Origin of the sequence: Palleronia pontilimi (genome assembly GCF_016412875.1) — a bacterium.
GTDB lineage: Bacteria > Pseudomonadota > Alphaproteobacteria > Rhodobacterales > Rhodobacteraceae > Palleronia > Palleronia pontilimi.
Genome location: NZ_JAEKPD010000001.1, coordinates 365396 through 381916 on the forward strand (window position 1 = coordinate 365396; position 16521 = coordinate 381916).

The following is a 16521-nucleotide window of genomic DNA, read 5'->3' on the forward strand; positions in this document are numbered from 1 at the left end:
GTGCCTGGTTCGCCGCCTGGCTGGACCGGAAGAACCCGGAATTGACTTGAACCGGCCCTTCTGCGCGGCCGCATGCGGGAATGGCCGTGACGCTGTCCCGCCGGACCATCGAGACCGAACCCCCCGACCGGATGAACCGCGACCTGGCGCCCGCATGGTATCTGGCGTCGGCCGCCGCGCTGCCCGCCGAAAGCCTGTCGCTGATCGCCATCGTGGACAGCCAGCGCGAGGTCTGGAACGTGATCCGCCAGCCGCTGGGCCTGCCGCTGTTCGTGATCGTGGCGCTGACCATCGTTCTTGTCGCCGCCGCCGCGCTGATCGGCATCGGGGTCTACGAGGCGCTCAGTCAGCAAAGCCTCGTCATGCTGATGATGGGGCTCGAGCTGATGTTGAACGGGGGGCTGCTGGCGATCATCGGCTTCTGGTCGCTCAGCCTGGGCGGCATGCCCGAAGGCCAATTCCTGGCGGTCATCGTCATGGCCGTGATGGCGGTAGAAATGGCGGTGGGCTTCGCGCTGGTCGTCGCCATCTACCGAAAGCGGCAGGCCGACGTGACCGAGAGTATCGGAACCCTCAGCCGATGATCTGGGCGCTGGCATATATGCCCGTGTTGGCGGGCCTTGCCACCTGGACGCTTGGCGGATCGCGAAGGCGTCTTGGCGCACTGGGCGCTGCGTCCACCCTGGCGCCGCTGGCGCTTGCGGTTCTGTCGGCGGATGGGACGGGCCGCTTCGGCTGGTCCAAGACCATCGTCCTGTAGGCCGTCCTGTCGCCCATGGCGCAGGCGGTTGCGATCATGGTGCCCGCCATCGCGCTGGCCGTCGTGATTTTCGCGGTGTCGCATGAAGACGCCCGCGGCCTGCCGCGCCTGCTGTGCATCTTGATGGTCTTCGTGGGCGGGATGGAGCTGATCGTGATCGCCGCAGACCTAATCACCCTGCTGATCGGGTGGGAAATCGTCGGCGCCTGCTCCTGGGCGCTGATCGGCCACAAGTGGCGCGAAAAAGCGCCCGGCCCGTCGGCAAACTTCGCCTTCGTCATCACCCGTGCGGGCGATCTGGGCCTGTTCCTGGCGCTGTTCGCGACCTTCGCGGCCACCGGCGACACGAGCTACGACGCGCTTGCCACGCTCGAAGGCGGATCGCTTGTCCTAGCCGCGTTCGGCCTGCTGATCGCGTGCGCGTCGAAGGCTTGTCAGGTGCCGTTCGCGCCGTGGCTCTTCCACGCGATTGACGGCCTGACCTCGGTCTCGGCGCTGTTGCACTCGGCGACCATGGTGGCCGCCGGGGTCTATCTGCTGGCGCACCTGCAACCGCAGCTGTCTCAAGCCCCCGCCTTCGGCGCGGCCGCCTTTGCCGTGGGACTGTTGACGGCGATCCTAGCCGGTTGGGTGGCCTTGCAGCAGATCCATACGAAGAAGTTGCTGACGGGATCGACCTCGGCCCAGATGGGGCTGATGATCGCGACCGTCGTCGCGGGCCATCCCGGCCTTTCGATCCTGCACCTGATCGCCCACGCGGCCATGAAGGCGGCGCTGATCTTTTCCGCCGGAATCGCCCATTCGATGGCCCGCAGTTTCGATCTGCGCGACATGAGCCTGGGGCGGACGCTGCCCTTGGCTGCCGGTCTGACCGCGATCGCGGCGCTGTCCCTGGCCGAACTGCCGACCCTGGCGGGCGGGTGGAGCAAAGAAGAACTGATCACGCGTTCGATCATGTGGGCCCGTTCGTCGCCATTGCGGGGATCGCGGCGGGCGGATTGACGGCGGCCTACGCGACCCGGTTTCCGGTCGCCGCCTTCGGTACGGGCGAGGCGCGGCATAGTGGAGCCTCGGGCGGCGAGCTTGCGGCGCTTGGCCTGCTCGCCACCGTGACGCTTGTATTGTCGGGCCTTTGAGTGCCGACCATTCACGAAGCGGCGGCAGGCTGGATCGGGACGGACCTGCCCCAAGGCTCGCGCCCTTTTTATGATCGCATCGCTCGTTTCCGTGGCGTTCGGCATCCTTGCCGACCTGCGCCTGTCGCGCAGCGCGCAAGACGCGCCGACACGCGATTGGTTGGGACTTTGCGCGGCCTACGAGCATGGGCTCATCCGCCCCGTCCACGGGCTGTTCGGCTTCGTGGCCTGCGTCGATGATGGGGTGATCGACCTGATCCCGCGCGGCGTGGCGCGTCTGGCGCAGGAAATATCGGACGTCTTCGCGCGCGCGGACGACGACGTGATCGACGGTCTGGGGCCCGGCGCCGCCGACCGTGCGTAGGATGGGGCCGTGCGGGCCTGGCACGGGGCCGTCGGTATCTCCGTGCGGGCCACGGGCGCTGTGCCCGCGCTCACGGCCCGCGGCGGCGAGCGGCTGTCCGACCTGGTCCCCACGGGCACCGGCCGCGTCCTGGGTATGGCGGGGGCCGATCTGCGCCGCCTGCAAACGGGGCTTGCCCACCATTACTACACCCTGCTGGTGGCAGGCTTCGCGCCTGTCCCGGGACTGCTCATATTCGGAGCCTGATGTGCTGACATTCGCCGTTCTCATCCCCCTGCTGGCATCCCTCGTTCTGGCCGTCGCGCCGCTGGGGGTCGCCGCGTCGCGCTGGACTGCGACGGGGGCGGCGGCGCTGTCCTTCCTTGCGCTGGTCACGGTCTGGTTCGGCGGCGGTGAAGGCTTCCGCGCTATGTCCGAGACGCCCTGGATCCCGACGCTGGGAATCGCGTGGCGCGTGGGCGTCGAAAGCATGTCGCTGGCGCTGGTGCTAATGAGCGGGCTGATCTTCGTTGCTGCCACCGCCTGGCCCATGCAACTGCACAGCGCTCGCGCCTATTACGCCTGGATAGCGTCTCTGGCGGGCGTGTCCATAGGGCTGTTCGTGACGCTGGATCTGATCGTGTTCTACGTGTTCTTCGATCTCAGCCTTGTGGGCATGTACTTCCTGATCGGTCGCTGGGACCACGGCGCGGCGCAACACGCGGCGCTGAAATTCTTCATCTATACGCTGGCCGGATCGTTGCTGATCCTGATCGGCATCATCGTCCTGGCGCTGAACATGCCCGCGCTGACATTCGATATGCGCGCCATGATCGACAGCCCGCCGCTGGCCGCCGCGGGCACCGTGCCGGGACTGGTGTGCCTGGCGTTCTTCATCGGCTTCGGGATCAAGACGCCGCTGTTTCCCATGCACACCTGGCTGCCCCTCGCGCCTGTCGATGCACCGGGACCGGCTTCGGCCATCCTGGCCGGCGTCCTGCTGAAGATGGGCACCTACGGCCTGGTGCGCATCCCGCTGCAGATGATGCCCGAGACCTTCGCGCGGTCGGCGCGCTGCTGGCCCTTGTGGTCCTGATCGGACTTTGGCCCACTTGGCTCTTGTCGCTGATCGACGCGCCCAATCTGATCCCGGTTTTCGCGTCGGGGGGCTGACATGCCCATTGGCGATCTGGCCCCGGAGCTTGGCGTCCTGCTGACCGCCGTCGCCACGTTGTTGCTGGCCATGGTCCTACCGAAGCGGCGGCACGGGCTTTGCGGCGGACTGGCCATCGCCGAGCTGGCTGTGACGGCGTCAGTTACGATCCAGTAATTCGACGCGCGGCGTTTCACCTTTTCGAACGCCTTCGCGCTGCACGGGGCGACCGCCTGGGCGCGCCTGTTGATCCTTGGCCTAACCGCGCTTTGTGCGGGGATCGCGCCGCGCTGGTTCGCCACCGACCGTCGGCACGGCGAGTTCTACGCGATGTTGCTGTTCTCTGCCTTGGGGCCATGGTGATGGCGGGGGCGGGCGACCTGATCCAGCTGGTCATGGGTATGCTGCTGTCGTCAGTCACCGGCTGCGTTCTGGCCGCCTATCACCGCGATTGGGAAATCTCGCTTGAGGCGGGGATGAAGTATTTCCTGGTGGGCGCACTGGTCCTGGTGGGGCTATTCTTCAAGCTGGGCGCGCTGCCCGCCCATACCTGGGTACTCGACTTGGCCGAGGGCGCGCCCGTTCCCTCCGCCGCCTTCCTGACCGTGGTGCCGAAGATCGTGGGGGCCGTGGCGCTTTACCGTTTCGTCAAACTGGTGCCCGAGGATATCGCGCCGGTGCGGCTGCTGGTCGCGATCGTGGCGGCGGCGACGATGACGCTGGGTAATCTGTGTGCGCTTTTGCAGGACGACGTGCGCCGCCTGATGGGATGGTAGTCGGTCAGCCAGAATGGCTGCGGCCTGATGGCCGTCGCGGTGGCGGGCCGCGTGCCCGAAGCGCTGCCCGCGCTGATCGGCTTCATGGCCGTTTGCGGCATCGCGAATGTCGTCGCCTTCGCCGCCATCGCCAAGCTGCGCGGACGCACCGCTCTAGCGGATTTCGCGGGGCTTTTTTCCCGCAGCCCGATGCCCGTCCTGCTGCTGACCGTGGCCTTCCTGTCCCTCGCCGGACTGCCGCCGCTGGCGGGTTTCCTGTGCAAGTTGGCCTTGTTCACCGCCACCCTGAAGGGGGGGCTCGGCTGGCTGGCAATCGTTGCCGTGGCCAACACGGTTCTGTCGCTGTTCTATTACCTGCGGGTGATCGGACCGGCAGTGTTCGCCCCGGCGCCGTTCGGGCCGGTCGCCACGCTGGGCGGATCGACGACGGCTTGTCTGTGGCTGTCGGGCGCTGCCCTTCTGGCCGTGTCGCTGGTCTGCTCGCCGTTCTGGGCGTCACTCCCTCCGACCCTGCTGCCTTGACAACTTTTCCGATCCTTCAAGGATGCCGCCGCTGTCGCCAACGGTAGAACGATACCCATAGTCAGGGTCGAAGCGACGCCCTGCGTCGTAGCACGGCCGGGCGTCGGTGTTTCCCCCTTACTTAGCCCGCCGGTCCGGCACGGGACCGTCCGCGAACTGGTCGATGATCGGGCAGTCGGGGCGTGCGTCGCCTGCGCATTTCCCGATCAGGTCGCCCGGCGTTTCGTGCATGCGCTGCAATTGGTCGATCTTGGCCGCGATGACGGCCAAGTGTTCGCGCGCCAGGAATTTGACATCGGCACTTGCCCGGCTGTCGTCTTCCCACAGGGGCAGCAGGGTGCGGCAATCCTCGATCGTGAAGCCTAGCACGCGGGCGCGTCCAAGGAATGCCAGCTTGTGGGCGTCGCTGTCGCGGAACGCGCGTTAACCATCGGGACCGCGCATGGGCTTGATCAGGCCGATATCCTCGTAATAGCGGATCGTCTTCGCGGGCAGGCCCGAGCGGGCGGCGGCTTCTTCGATGCTCATGGCGTTCTCTCACTCGGCCGGGGCGGCCAGGGGGGGGGGTGACAGCGGGTTGCGGGTGCGACGGTTGCGCAGTCGCGCCCAGCATGGTGCGCAGCAGCAGCGCGTTGCTCAGAACGAAGACGCTGGACATCGCCATGGCGCCCGCTGCCAGCATCGGCGACAGCAGCGTTCCGGTGACCGGCCACAGGATGCCCGCCGCCACCGGCACCAGCGCGGTGTTGTATGCGAACGCCCAGAACAGGTTCTGGCGGATGTTGCGCATGGTGCGGCGGCTGACCTCGATCGCGTTCAACACGCAGGACGGATCGCCGGACATCAGCACCACATCCGCCGATTTGATGGCCACATCGGTGCCGGTGCCCATGGCGATGCCCAAATCCGCCGCGATCGCGTCCGCCGTGCCGCGCGCATCGCCCGAGACCATGGCGACCCGCAAGCCCCGCGCCTTCAACACGGCAACCACCTGTCGCGCATCGGATTTCACCGGATCGGCCACGCCCATGACGGCTGCAACCCGCCCCGTCCAACGCCACGAAATGCGGCGTTCGTTCCACGCGTTCGATCCCCGCGGCCGCGCGCTCGAGCTCGCTGGCGTCGACACCGTTCCGCGCCATCAGCCGCGCGGCACCGACCAGGAGGTGCCTTGCATCCACCCGGCCCCGCGCGCCCAGCCCGGTGACGCTTTCAAACCCATCCACGTTTGCGATCTTCAGGCCGCGCATTCCGGCCCCGCGCAGGACAGCGCTGGCGATGGGGTGTTCCGACGACCGCTCGACCGCAGCTGCCAAGGCCAGCACGTCATCCGCGTCGAAGCCAAAGGCCGGCACCAGATCGGTCAGCTCGGGGCGGCCTTCCGTCAGCGTGCCGGTCTTGTCGAACACCACCGTGACCACCTGTTGCAGATGTTGCAGCGCGTCGCCCTTGCGGAACAGCACGCCCAGTTCCGCCGCGCGCCCCGTGCCGACAATGACGCTGGTGGGCGTGGCCAGGCCCATGGCGCAGGAGCACGCCATGATCAGGACCGACACGCCGGACACCAGCGCCAGACAAAGCGTCGGGTCGGGACCAAGGATCAGCCACGCCATTACGGTCAGCGCCGCGATCCCCAGCACCGCGGGCACGAACCTACGCACGACCCGGTCCACCGCGCCCTGGATGGGCAGCTTCGCGCCCTGTGCGTCCTGCACCATCCGCACGATCCCCGCCAGCACGGTCGCCTCGCCCAACGCGGTGGCACGGATCGTCAGCGCGCTTGTGCCAGCGACCGTGCCGCCGGTCGCGGTTGAGCCGGGGGTCTTTTCCACCGGCACCGGCTCGCAGGTCAGCATGGATTCATCCACGAAGGACCGGCCGTCGATAACCTTGCCATCCACCGGGACGCGTTCGCCAGGTCGCACGCGCACCAAGTCGTCCACGATGACTTCGGCTATGCGGATCTCGGGCTCGGTGCCGTCCCGAAGGACCCGTGCGCGGGCGGATTGCAGGCCGATCAGCGACCGGATCGCGGCACCCGTGCGGCCCTTGGCGCGCGCTTCCAGCCAGCGACCGAGCAGGATCAGCCTGACGATGATGCCCGCCGCTTCGTAATACACCGCGACCGACCCCGCGGGCAGAACCGATGGCGCAAAGGTCGCGACCGCGGAATACCCCCACGCGGCCAATGTCCCGAGGGCCGACAGCGAATTCATGTCGGGTGCACCCTTCGCCAGTGCCGGAACGCCCTTGGTTACGAAACGCCGCCCCCGCCATGCAATGACCGGCGTGATCAGCCCGAATTGCAGCTCCCAGTTCAGCTGTTGGCCGATAGCGGCATCCATCGCGCCACGGACCCCGGGGATGAAATAACCGCCCATCTCGACCAGGAAGACCGGCAGCGTCAACGCGGCCGCGATCAAAGTCTGGCGGGCGAGGATCCGGCCGTCGGCATCGCTTTTATCCGTCATGGATGCCGTGGCCGAGTGCGGGCGGGCGGCATAGCCCGCATCGGTCACCACGCGGGCCAGGGCGTCGGCGTTACGGCGCCCTGCATCCAATCGACCTGCGCCGTCCCGGTCGCCAGGTTCAACCGCGCGCCCAGCGCGCCGGGCACGGCTTTCAGCGCCCGCTCCACCCGACCGGTGCAGGATGCGCAATTCATGCCGTCGATGTCGAAGGTGGTCGTCTGCTGCGCCGCCGGATAGCCCGCGCTGTCCAGCGCCGCGACGATGTCGGACAACGCCGCAACCCCCGGCGTGACGCGCGCGGTTTCTGTCGCAAGGTTCACATCCGCCCCGAGCACGCCGGGAACCGCACGGATCGCCCGCTCGGCGCGGCCGAAGCAGGATGCTCAGGACAGGTTGGATGCGTGGATCGTGAGGCTTTCGTCGAGCATCGTTTGGCTTCCTCGGATGGCGTATGAGTGCCAAATGCGGGTTCCCGCCACTGGAAGGTCAAGGCTGGGGCAGAAAATTTCCGCGGCAGGCGACGGGCCAGTAGACGAAACCCCCCGTATCGCGGCAGCGCGCCCCGGGGACTCAGCCGCGCAACCAGGGCTACGCGCAACGAAATCCGCTTCGGGCCGACCTCGTCACCCGTCCTCGTCCAGCAGGTAAGTTGCGATCGCGCGCCGGTCGGCGTCGGTCAGGAAAGACGTACCGTGCCGCACGACTTCGCCCATCCCGCCGCCGAATGTATCGCCGTTGGGCATGATCCCGGATTGAAGCGCATAGGCCAGGTCGTCCCGGGTCCAGCCGTTTTCAGCCAGCGCGTCCGGCGTGATGGCGGGCGATTTGTCCTGCCCCGGCAAGGCATCGGCGCCGGTGAACTTCTGCGCCATCACGCGGGCGCCCGCGATATTGCGCGGCGTGTGACAGGCCCCGCAATGGGTCACGCCCTCGACCAGCCATCTGCCCTGGTTCCACGGGTCGGATTTCCCCTCTACCGGCTCGGTCCGGGGTGCGGGCAGGAAAGCGGCCCGCCACAGTTTCAGGCCCCAGCGCTGGTCGAATGGAAACGGCACCTCGTTGTCCGGCGCGGGCGTATCCACCGCGGGAACGGTTTGAAACGCAGCCCAGAGGTCGGCGATATCCTGGTCGGTCAGGTTCGCGTAGAACGCGTAGGGAAAGGTGGGATAATAGGACGCCCCGTCGGGCGAGACCCCTTGCCGCACCGCCCTGGCGAACTGGGTGATCGTCCAGTTCCCCATCCCCGCGCTGGCCGACATGGTCAGGTTGGGCGGGTGGAAAGTGCCGAACCTGGTTTCCAGCGGCGCGCCCCCGGCCAGCGGCGGACCGCCTTCGTCCCAGTTCGTGTGGCAGGCGATGCAGCCGCCCGCGCGCGCCAGATAGGCACCGCGCTGGCTGTCGCCGGTCAATTCGATCGGCGCAGGCACCGAGCCCACCGGCCAGGCGATCACCGCCACCAGGCCAAGCGCGGCCAGCCCCGCCGCGGCGGAGACAAGTGTCAGAACACGCATGTCTTCATTCCGGCTTGGTGCGATAGGGCGTGTGACAGGCCGAGCAGGTCTGGCTGACCTTTTCGAAAACGGCGTCCGCGGGCATGTCGGCCAGCGCCTCGGCGGACAGCGTATCGCCGGATGCGCCGCCCATCATCGCCGACGTGTCCTGGCCCATCATCGACGATGTTCCCATCATGCCCCCCGATCCGCCCTGATCCCCGCCCAGACCGTTCGCGGCCGCCAGTGCCAAGCCCCGCGTTTGCGTCTCGAGCTGCATGGCAAGGTCTGCGAACCGGTCGAAGTCCTGCCAAAGCGCATCCTTGGCATAGGATTTTTCGCGGCTGGCATCTTCGGGGAACAGCTCGATCATGGCCTGTCCGGCGTGGCTCTCGATGGTTTGGGCGGCCGCGCGCACGGCGTCGGCATCATATTGCACCTGTCCGCGCATCATCGGCGTCATTTCCTTCACCGCCTCGCGCATGGCGCTCATGGCTTTCATGCGCTCCAGAACGATGCCGGTCGCCCCTTCATGGGCGATGGCGGTGGTGGCGATGGCCGCGGCGGTCGCAGCCGCCAGAATCGTGTGAATTTTCATGGGTCTGTCCTGATCTTGGTCAACGGGTTGAGGATCTTTCAGACCAGAATTCGCGGGGGTGGCGGCTCGTCCGCAAGGCTGCGGGTGGCAAACATGGGGGCGGCACAGGAAACCCGGTCCGATCCTTCGGGCATTCGGAGCAGGGGGCACGTCTCGTCGGTGACCGCCTTCACGACCGAGCATCCCGACGTCTCGTGGCAGTGGTCTTCATCGGTTGATTTGCCCGAGACCGCTTCGGCGATCGGTGTCGCATGACCGATCTGGTGTTCCGAAAGATCGTGGGCCAACGCCTCTGGCGACGACACGAGCCAGAGGCAAAGCGCCAGCCCGACGCCCAGCAAGACATGAAGAAGGCAGCTGTATGCGTTTCCGGCACGGACCGATCTGCCTGCATTCAGCGTCGTCTCGGCCACTTCCTGAATTCCCCGCAGGTCAGATGACGTCATATCCGCGCAACAAGCCCTAGATCCGTCCGCGTTCACCTTGGGAACACCCGCCCCGAGCGTAAAGGTCAAGACGGCGGCGATCACGGATGGTTCATCTGGTTCAGAACGAAAGATGCCGTCCACCGATCCTGAACGATGCAGGCCTGCGCCGGTTCAAGATATGCCAATCTCGTGCCGAAGCCCCGCAGCAAAGACCTTCCCTGCTGCGGGGAGCAGGCTTTATTCTTCCGGCATCAGGGCCTTAACGGCATAGATGCCGTCTTCGCCCTTCGCCAGCATCATCACCACGTTGTCGCCGACATTGACATTGCCCATCATCTGGGCGTCTTCGGCCAGCGGCATGTCCATGGTCATGGCGGGCCAGCCGATCGCCGGGATCGGATCGTGGCTGACATTGACAGTGCCTTCGCCGAAGCTGTTGACCTTGGCTTTGGTGTGGACCGCGCCTTCGATCATCATTTCGTCCATGGCCATGTCGCTGTGGTCCATGCCACCGTCGTGGGTCATCGGCATGTCGGCCTGTCCGGTCGCCATGGTGCCGTGATCCATCGGCATGTCGCTTTGCTCGGTCGCCATGTTCGAATGGTCCATGCCCTGGCTGTCGGACATCTGGGCCAAGGCAACCGGGGCGCCCAGCGTGAGGGCGGCGAGGGTGAGGATAGTCTTGCGCATGGTATTCTCCTGTTTTGGATGCGCTGCATGGCGCCGGGCGATCATTCGCCGGGCACCGCAGGGGGGTCGTAATCGGGGGTATCGGGGGCGGAGTTCGCCAGTTCGCGGTTGACCCGCTTCAGGGCAATCCGTTTCCAGATGACGAAGGTTGCCGGGATCACCAGCAGGGTCAGCAGCGTGGCCGTGGCCATGCCGCCCACCATCGGGGCCGCGATGCGCTGCATGATCTCGGATCCGGTGCCGTGGCCATACATGATCGGGATGAGGCCCGCGAAGATGGTCGCCACGGTCATGACCTTTGGCCGGACGCGCAGAAGCGCGCCCTCGAAGACGACCTCTTCGATATCCATCGGGGTCAGGCTGCGGCGCTCGGCCCCGGCCAGCTTGCGGCGCTTGTCCCAGGCCAGGTTCAGATAGAGCAGCATGACGATCGCGGTTTCGACCGCGACGCCCGCAAGCGCGATGAACCCCACCAGCACGGCGACCGAGATGTCGAAGCCAAGATACCAGATAAACCAGACGCCGCCCGCCAGCGCCACCGGCAGCGCCGCCAGGATGATCGCCACCTCGGTCACGCGGCTGAACGCCATGAACAGCATCAGCGTGATGATCAGCAGCGTGGCGGGTGCGACCAGCGTCAGGCGCTCCTGCATCCGCTGGATGTATTCGTACTGCCCGGACCAGGTGATCGAATAGCCCGGCGGCAGGGTGACGGTATCTGCCACCACGGCGCGCGCTTCATCCACATAGCCGCCCAGGTCGCGGCCCGCGATGTCGATGAACACGAACCCCGTGCGCCGCGCGTTTTCCGATCGGATCATGCCCGGCCCGTCCACGACCGAGATCTCGGCCATTGCGCCCAGCGGGATATGCGCACCCGACGGGGTCACGACAGGCAGGTCGCGCAGCTTTTCGGGACTGTCGCGCCAATCCTGCGGATAGCGCAGGTTGATCGGAAACCGCTCCAGCCCCTCGACGCTTTCCGAGACCTGCATCCCGCCGATGGCCGTCTGGACCACGTCCTGGATCTCGCGCACGCTCATCATGTAACGCGCGGCGGCCTTGCGATCGACGTTGATCTCGATGAAGCGGCCGCCCACGGGACGCTCCGAGTAGGCCGAGGCGGTTCCGTCGATGCCGCCCACCGCCTGCTCGACCGCGATCCCGATTTCTTCGATCACGGACAGATCCGCGCCCGAGATCTTCACCCCCACCGGGGTCTTGATCCCCGTCGCCAGCATGTCGATCCTGTTCTTGATCGGCTGGATCCACACGTTCGTCACACCGGGAACCTGCACCACCCGGTCCAATTCGTTGCGGATGGCTTCCATGGTCATGCCGGGCCGCCAGTCGGCTTCGGGCTTCAGCTGAATTGTGGTTTCGATCATCGTCAGGGGTGCGGGGTCGGTGGCCGTGTCGGCACGCCCCAGCTTGCCGTGGACGGTCAGCACCTCGGGCACCGTCGCGATCAGCCGGTCGGTCTGCTGCAGGACCTCGCGCGCCTTGCCGATGGACACGCCGGGATAGAGCGACGGCATGTAAAGCAGATCGCCTTCGTTCAGCTCGGGCATGAATTCGGTCCCGATCCGCTGCATCGGCCAGGCCATGGACACGACCAACAGAACGGCCAACCCCGACGTGGCCCAGGGCCACGCCACGGCGGCATCCAGGAACGGGCGATAGATCCATATGACCAGGCGGTTCAGCGGGTTCTTGTGCTCGGCAAGGATGCGCCCGCGCACGAAATAACCCATCAGCACCGGCACCAGGGTGATCGACAGGATCGCGGCGGCAGCCATGGCGTAGGTCTTGGTGAAGGCCAGCGGTTTAAACAGGCGCCCTTCCTGGCTTTCCAGCACGAAGACCGGCAGGAAGCTGACCGCGATGATGGCGAGTGAAAAGAACAGCGCGGGTCCGACCTCTTGCGAGCATTCCGACACGATCCGCCAGCGGTTCGTCTTGTTGATCGGTTCCTTCTCGATGCGCCTGTGCATGGCTTCGATCATCACGATCGCGGCGTCCACCATGGCGCCGATGGCGATGGCGATGCCCCCCAGCGACATGATATTCGCGTTCACGCCCTGCAGCTTCATGATGATGAAGGCCGAAAAGATCCCAAGCGGAAGCGACAGCACGATGACCAGCGACGATCTGAGATGCAGAAGGAACGCGCCGCAGACCAGCACGACGACCAGGAATTCCTCGGTCAGCTTGTCCGACAGGTTGTCGGTCGCCCGTTCGATTACGCCCGCGCGGTTGTAGGTCGTAACCAGCTCGACGCCTTCGGGCAGGTTCGGACGCAGTTCTTCGATCCGCGCCTCGACCGCCTTGATCGTCGCCAGCGCGTTGCCGCCCCAGCGCAGGATCACCACGCCGCCCACGGCGTCGCCTTCGCCGTCGAATTCACCGACCCCGCGGCGCATTTCGGGGCCGAGCCGGATGTCGGCCACGTCGCCCAGCGTGATGGCAGCACCACGCGCGTTCACCATCAGCGGCGCTTCGGCCAGATCCTCGAGCTCGTTCACGTATCCGGTCGAGCGGACCATGTACTCGGCCTCGCCCATCTCGATCACGCTGCCGCCCGTTTCGCGGTTGGACCCTTCGATGGCGGCGCGGATGCTGGCCAGCGGGATGTCATAGGCGCGCAGCTTGTTCGGATCGACCACGACCTGGTACTGCTTGACCATGCCGCCGATCGTGGCGACCTCGGACACGCCTTCGACGGTCTGCAGCTCGTATTTCAGGAACCAGTCCTGCAGCGTGCGCAGCTGCGCCAGATCGTGGGCGCCGGTCCGGTCGATCAAGGCGTATTGGTAGATCCAGCCGACGCCGGTCGCGTCCGGCCCCAGCTGCGGCGCAACGCCTTCGGGAAGGTTCGCGGTGATCTGGCCCAGGTATTCCAGAACGCGGGTCCGGGCCCAGTAAAGGTCGGTGCCGTCCTCGAACACCACATAGACGTAGCTGTCACCGAAGAACGAAAAGCCCCGCACGTCGGTCGCACCCGGCACCGCGAGCATGGCGGTGGCAATGGGATACGTGACCTGGTCTTCGACCACCTGCGGCGCTTGCCCGGGATAGGGGGTCTTGACGATGACCTGCACGTCCGACAGATCCGGGATCGCGTCCACGGGCGTGGACCGGATCGCCCAGACGCCCGCCAGCGCCAGCATGATCGACATGGCCAGGACCAAAATCCGGTTGGCGATGGAGGCCCGGATGATCGCGGCGATCATTGCGTCAGCCCCGCACCGGCCGCGATGCCCACCAGGGTCAGCGAAAAGTCCGCGTTGCGGTCCATAAGCAGCGTCCGCTTCTCGCCGACCGGCAAGGTCTCAGCCGGGATTTCATCGGAAATCGCGAAATCCATGGTCATCCCCGGCATGCCGATTTCGGTCATCGGACCGTGGGTGATGTTGGCCCGACCGGCTTCGGCATCGACGCTGTTGATCGTGCCCTCGACCTTCATGGGCGGGGTCGCCGCCTCGGCCGCGGTCAGCACCATCGTCATCCCGTCGGGCCGCGCGAAAGTCAGCGTCATCTCGGCATCGGTGACAAGGCTGCCCGCATCCAGCGTTTCGGCCAGGGCGAAATCCATCGTCATGCCGGGCATGCCCGTCTCGGCGATGGGGCCGTGGCTGATCGTGGCCATGCGATCGTCTGCGTTCACGGCGGTGATCTGGCCGGACACCACGATGGGAGGTGCCGCATCCTCGGTCGCCGGTGGCGTGCCGACTTCGGGCGCGGGCATCGCGTCACCGGTCGCCATGTCGGTCATCCCGTCCGCCCGCACCGCCACGATGACGAACATGCCATCGTCGCCCTTGGACAGATCGAATTGCACCGTCTGTCCGACCGGGGCCGTCTGCGGGTCGAAGCCCGCGACTGGCATATCCATCTCCATGGCGGGCCAGCCCAGTTCCGGGATCGGCTCGTGGCGCATGGCCAGCTTGCCGTCCGGCGTCACGGCCTCGACCACGCCGGTCCCCGTGGCGGCGATGCCGTCATCCGCGCCCAGCTCGATCACGCCGAGCATCCCGTCGGCCCCGCGGGCGACCTTGAACGCCACGACCTGCCCTTCGGACAACCGGTCGAGCGCCACGTCGGCGCGCACCGGGAATTGCGAGGTCATGGCGGGCCAGTCCAGGCTGGCAAGGGCGTCGTGCCTGACCGTCGCCACGCGTTCCGTCCTGTCCAGCGCGACCAGTGTGCCGGTGCCCGAAGCCGGGGCGGCATCGGTCGGTGCCAAGCGCATCAGGCCCGCGGACAGTGCGCTTTCGCTGTCGATCAGGAACTGGGCCGACACCACGATTTCCTCGCCCGGGGCCAGGCCCTGGACGACCTCGGTCCGCCCCCCTGCCCCGAACGTGTCACGCAGGCCGGTGGCGATCAGCCGCGGCTTGAACGTGCCTTCGCCGGTCTTCAGGATTACGCGCTCGGCGCGGCCGGTGCGGATGACGGCCTCGTTCGGGACCGTCACCGCCTCGCGCGTTTCGGTCGGGCTCAGGTCGACGCTGCCGAACATGTTCGGCTTCAGCAGCCCTTCGGCATTGTCAAAGCGCAACCGGACGGGCAGCGTCCGGGTTTCGGGATCGAGCTCGGGATAGACGTATTCGATCTGGCCCTCGAAGGTCTGGCCGTTCAGATGCTCGAAGCGGGCGATGGCGGTCATATCCTCGGACAGCCGTGCCATGTCGCGCTCGAACACGTCCACGATCAGCCAGACGCTGGAAAGATCGGTCACGGACAGGGCGCGCGTGTCGGGCTTCAGAAACATCCCGTCCGCGGCGTCCAGCGAGATCACGACACCATCGCGCGGCGCATAGACCCGCAGGTTCCGGGCGATCGTGCCCGTCTCGGCGATCTCGTCGATCTGCTGCTCGGACACGCCCTGGCTGCGCAGCTTGCCCCGCGCCAGGTCGATGATGCGTCGTTCCCCCGACTCGATCGCCCGCACCAGGTCGAAGCTGGACGAGCCGATTTCGGCCGAGAACATCTCGAACAGCAGATCGCCTTTCGCGACGCGGTCGCCGATGGCGCGGACACTCAGCTCTTCGATCCAGCCTTCCACCCGCGTGTGAACGTGGCTGGTCAGGTGCTCGTCGTAGCCGACGAAGCCCACCGTCTCGATCCGCTCGGAAAGCGGGTCGATGCGGGCCAGCGCGGTGCGCACGCCGATGGCGTTGATCTCGGCCGCGGACAATTGGACCTCTGCCGGATCCCCCGACGGCTCGTCACCGGCATAGACCGGGATCAGGTCCATCCCCATGGGGGATTTGCCCGGCACGTCGCGTCGGAAGTTCGCATCCATGGGCGCGACCCAGTACAGGATCTCGGGCCCGGTTTCGGCATCCGAAACGGGGGTGTTCAGATAGTATCTTTCGCCGAAAATCCCGGCAGCGAGTCCCGCCCCAAGGGCCAGCAGACTCAGCGCTGTGTAGCGTCCACGCATCGCAACCTCCGATCGGGCGCATCAGGGCCCGCATCAATCATCCTGGAAATCCGGGCACGCGTGTCGTTGCGGCCCGGGCGCATTCCGGATCAGAGGTGTTTGGGTGGCCTGTCCTGCAGGTGAGGTTGCCGATCGCCCCAGGACGCGGCTTGCGTGATGTCGTAGATCAGCCCGGAATAATCCGGGTCGGACGCAAACGCCGCAACCGTCTTCATCGCGTGGCCGCAACACGACACCATCGCGCAGTCGGACGATGCCGCGGCGTCTTCCGATTGCGGGTCGAGCGGTGTCGCTTCGGATCCGGCCCGGTGATGCGACATGTGTCTGCCGTGATCCATGTGAGCCATGGCGTTTCCGGACATCGCAGGCGACGGGTCGGCGTGCATCGCGTGCTGAGCGGCCAGAACGGACGACGCCGAGTTCACGAGAACCAGACAGACCAAGACGGCCAACAGGGCAACCTGTTTGGCACGAAGGTCTCGAAGAAGGCGTTTCACGAAAGTCACGCAATCCACCTACCAAGCGAACCGTCAAACGCAAATGACATTCTTGTAGGTCGGATCCTGCGCGACGACACGGCGGCGCAAATCGCGCCAGGCCAGGGTCGATGCAAAAGGCGATGCGATAGTGGTGCCGCTGAAGGGACTCGAACCCCCGACCCCATCATTACGAATGACGTGCTCTACCAGCTGAGCTACAGCGGCG

Annotated in this window: 17 protein-coding genes, 1 tRNA gene and 2 pseudogenes; 10 read left to right on the top strand and 10 right to left on the bottom strand. The window is 66.4% G+C overall.

Annotated elements, in window-relative coordinates; translation table 11 throughout:
• The first annotated feature begins 86 nt into the window (after positions 1-86).
• The 10 genes from ILP92_RS01830 to ILP92_RS01875 all read left to right on the top strand — a co-directional run bounded on the left by ILP92_RS01830 (position 87) and on the right by ILP92_RS01875 (position 4690).
• The gene (locus ILP92_RS01830; RefSeq protein ID WP_368667820.1) at positions 87-584 is read left to right on the top strand and encodes an NADH-quinone oxidoreductase subunit NuoK; all 498 of its coding nucleotides are present in this window, start codon (positions 87-89) and stop codon (positions 582-584) included.
• Positions 581-760 carry a hypothetical protein gene (locus tag ILP92_RS01835; RefSeq protein ID WP_198914651.1) on the top strand — a complete coding sequence of 60 codons (180 nt, stop codon included), beginning with the start codon at positions 581-583 and terminating at the stop codon, positions 758-760. Before ILP92_RS01830 ends, ILP92_RS01835 begins: the two co-directional genes overlap by 4 nt.
• Before the next feature lie 15 nt (positions 761-775).
• Complete coding sequence (locus tag ILP92_RS01840; protein ID WP_198914652.1) at positions 776-1762, top strand: proton-conducting transporter transmembrane domain-containing protein; 987 nt, start codon at positions 776-778, stop codon at positions 1760-1762.
• Positions 1759-1896 (top strand): hypothetical protein, encoded by a 138-nt coding sequence (locus ILP92_RS01845; protein ID WP_198914653.1) that lies wholly within the window; start codon positions 1759-1761, stop codon positions 1894-1896. Before ILP92_RS01840 ends, ILP92_RS01845 begins: the two co-directional genes overlap by 4 nt.
• Before the next feature lie 70 nt (positions 1897-1966).
• Positions 1967-2260 (top strand): hypothetical protein, encoded by a 294-nt coding sequence (locus tag ILP92_RS01850; protein WP_198914654.1) that lies wholly within the window; start codon positions 1967-1969, stop codon positions 2258-2260.
• Between the two features lie 9 nt (positions 2261-2269).
• Complete coding sequence (locus ILP92_RS01855; RefSeq protein WP_198914655.1) at positions 2270-2506, top strand: hypothetical protein; 237 nt, start codon at positions 2270-2272, stop codon at positions 2504-2506.
• 1 nt (position 2507) lies between these two features.
• Positions 2508-3335, top strand: coding sequence for a complex I subunit 4 family protein (locus ILP92_RS01860; RefSeq protein WP_198914656.1), 828 nt, complete (start codon positions 2508-2510; stop codon positions 3333-3335).
• A gap of 78 nt (positions 3336-3413) precedes the next feature.
• Positions 3414-3569: a hypothetical protein gene (locus ILP92_RS01865; protein WP_198914657.1), complete on the top strand. Its 156-nt coding sequence runs from the start codon at positions 3414-3416 to the stop codon at positions 3567-3569.
• A 185-nt stretch (positions 3570-3754) separates the two neighbouring features.
• On the top strand, positions 3755-4168 hold the full coding sequence (locus ILP92_RS01870; RefSeq protein WP_198914658.1) for a proton-conducting transporter transmembrane domain-containing protein: 414 nt from the start codon (positions 3755-3757) through the stop codon (positions 4166-4168).
• Positions 4169-4195: 27 nt separating this feature from the next.
• Entirely contained in the window at positions 4196-4690 is a 495-nt protein-coding gene (locus ILP92_RS01875) for a proton-conducting transporter transmembrane domain-containing protein (RefSeq protein WP_198914659.1), read from the top strand.
• 117 nt (positions 4691-4807) lie between these two features.
• On the opposite strand, the pseudogene ILP92_RS01880 reads toward ILP92_RS01875, so the two are convergent.
• From ILP92_RS01880 to ILP92_RS01930, 10 genes and pseudogenes are all read right to left on the bottom strand, one after another.
• A pseudogene (locus ILP92_RS01880) lies at positions 4808-5218 on the bottom strand (MerR family DNA-binding protein).
• A gap of 37 nt (positions 5219-5255) precedes the next feature.
• Positions 5256-7544 (bottom strand): annotated as a pseudogene (locus ILP92_RS18925) (heavy metal translocating P-type ATPase); the annotation flags it as partial.
• A gap of 240 nt (positions 7545-7784) precedes the next feature.
• Positions 7785-8672: a c-type cytochrome gene (locus ILP92_RS01895; RefSeq protein WP_198914660.1), complete on the bottom strand. Its 888-nt coding sequence runs from the start codon at positions 8670-8672 to the stop codon at positions 7785-7787.
• Between the two features lie 4 nt (positions 8673-8676).
• On the bottom strand, positions 8677-9249 hold the full coding sequence (locus ILP92_RS01900) for a c-type cytochrome (RefSeq protein ID WP_198914661.1): 573 nt from the start codon (positions 9247-9249) through the stop codon (positions 8677-8679).
• 38 nt (positions 9250-9287) lie between these two features.
• Positions 9288-9779, bottom strand: a complete 492-nt coding sequence (locus tag ILP92_RS01905; RefSeq protein ID WP_198914662.1) for a hypothetical protein — start codon at positions 9777-9779, stop codon at positions 9288-9290.
• 135 nt (positions 9780-9914) lie between these two features.
• Positions 9915-10367, bottom strand: coding sequence for a copper-binding protein (locus tag ILP92_RS18340; RefSeq protein WP_235970983.1), 453 nt, complete (start codon positions 10365-10367; stop codon positions 9915-9917).
• 41 nt (positions 10368-10408) lie between these two features.
• Positions 10409-13600 (bottom strand): efflux RND transporter permease subunit, encoded by a 3192-nt coding sequence (locus ILP92_RS01915; RefSeq protein ID WP_198914663.1) that lies wholly within the window; start codon positions 13598-13600, stop codon positions 10409-10411.
• Positions 13597-15816 (bottom strand): efflux RND transporter periplasmic adaptor subunit, encoded by a 2220-nt coding sequence (locus ILP92_RS01920; protein ID WP_198914664.1) that lies wholly within the window; start codon positions 15814-15816, stop codon positions 13597-13599. Before ILP92_RS01920 ends, ILP92_RS01915 begins: the two co-directional genes overlap by 4 nt.
• A gap of 89 nt (positions 15817-15905) precedes the next feature.
• Positions 15906-16322: a hypothetical protein gene (locus tag ILP92_RS01925; RefSeq protein WP_198914665.1), complete on the bottom strand. Its 417-nt coding sequence runs from the start codon at positions 16320-16322 to the stop codon at positions 15906-15908.
• 122 nt (positions 16323-16444) lie between these two features.
• Positions 16445-16520 (bottom strand) — tRNA-Thr (locus tag ILP92_RS01930).
• Position 16521: the final 1 nt, after the last annotated feature.

Coding starts and splice junctions, on each gene's coding strand:
- ILP92_RS01840 (WP_198914652.1), top strand. CDS start 776: ATGGCGCAGGCGGTTGCGATCATGGTGCCCGCCATCGCGCTGGCCGTC.
- ILP92_RS01920 (WP_198914664.1), bottom strand. CDS start 15,816: ATGCGTGGACGCTACACAGCGCTGAGTCTGCTGGCCCTTGGGGCGGGA.
- ILP92_RS01835 (WP_198914651.1), top strand. CDS start 581: ATGATCTGGGCGCTGGCATATATGCCCGTGTTGGCGGGCCTTGCCACC.
- ILP92_RS18340 (WP_235970983.1), bottom strand. CDS start 10,367: ATGCGCAAGACTATCCTCACCCTCGCCGCCCTCACGCTGGGCGCCCCG.
- ILP92_RS01895 (WP_198914660.1), bottom strand. CDS start 8,672: ATGCGTGTTCTGACACTTGTCTCCGCCGCGGCGGGGCTGGCCGCGCTT.
- ILP92_RS01865 (WP_198914657.1), top strand. CDS start 3,414: ATGCCCATTGGCGATCTGGCCCCGGAGCTTGGCGTCCTGCTGACCGCC.
- ILP92_RS01875 (WP_198914659.1), top strand. CDS start 4,196: ATGGCCGTCGCGGTGGCGGGCCGCGTGCCCGAAGCGCTGCCCGCGCTG.
- ILP92_RS01870 (WP_198914658.1), top strand. CDS start 3,755: ATGGCGGGGGCGGGCGACCTGATCCAGCTGGTCATGGGTATGCTGCTG.
- ILP92_RS01915 (WP_198914663.1), bottom strand. CDS start 13,600: ATGATCGCCGCGATCATCCGGGCCTCCATCGCCAACCGGATTTTGGTC.
- ILP92_RS01850 (WP_198914654.1), top strand. CDS start 1,967: ATGATCGCATCGCTCGTTTCCGTGGCGTTCGGCATCCTTGCCGACCTG.
- ILP92_RS01900 (WP_198914661.1), bottom strand. CDS start 9,249: ATGAAAATTCACACGATTCTGGCGGCTGCGACCGCCGCGGCCATCGCC.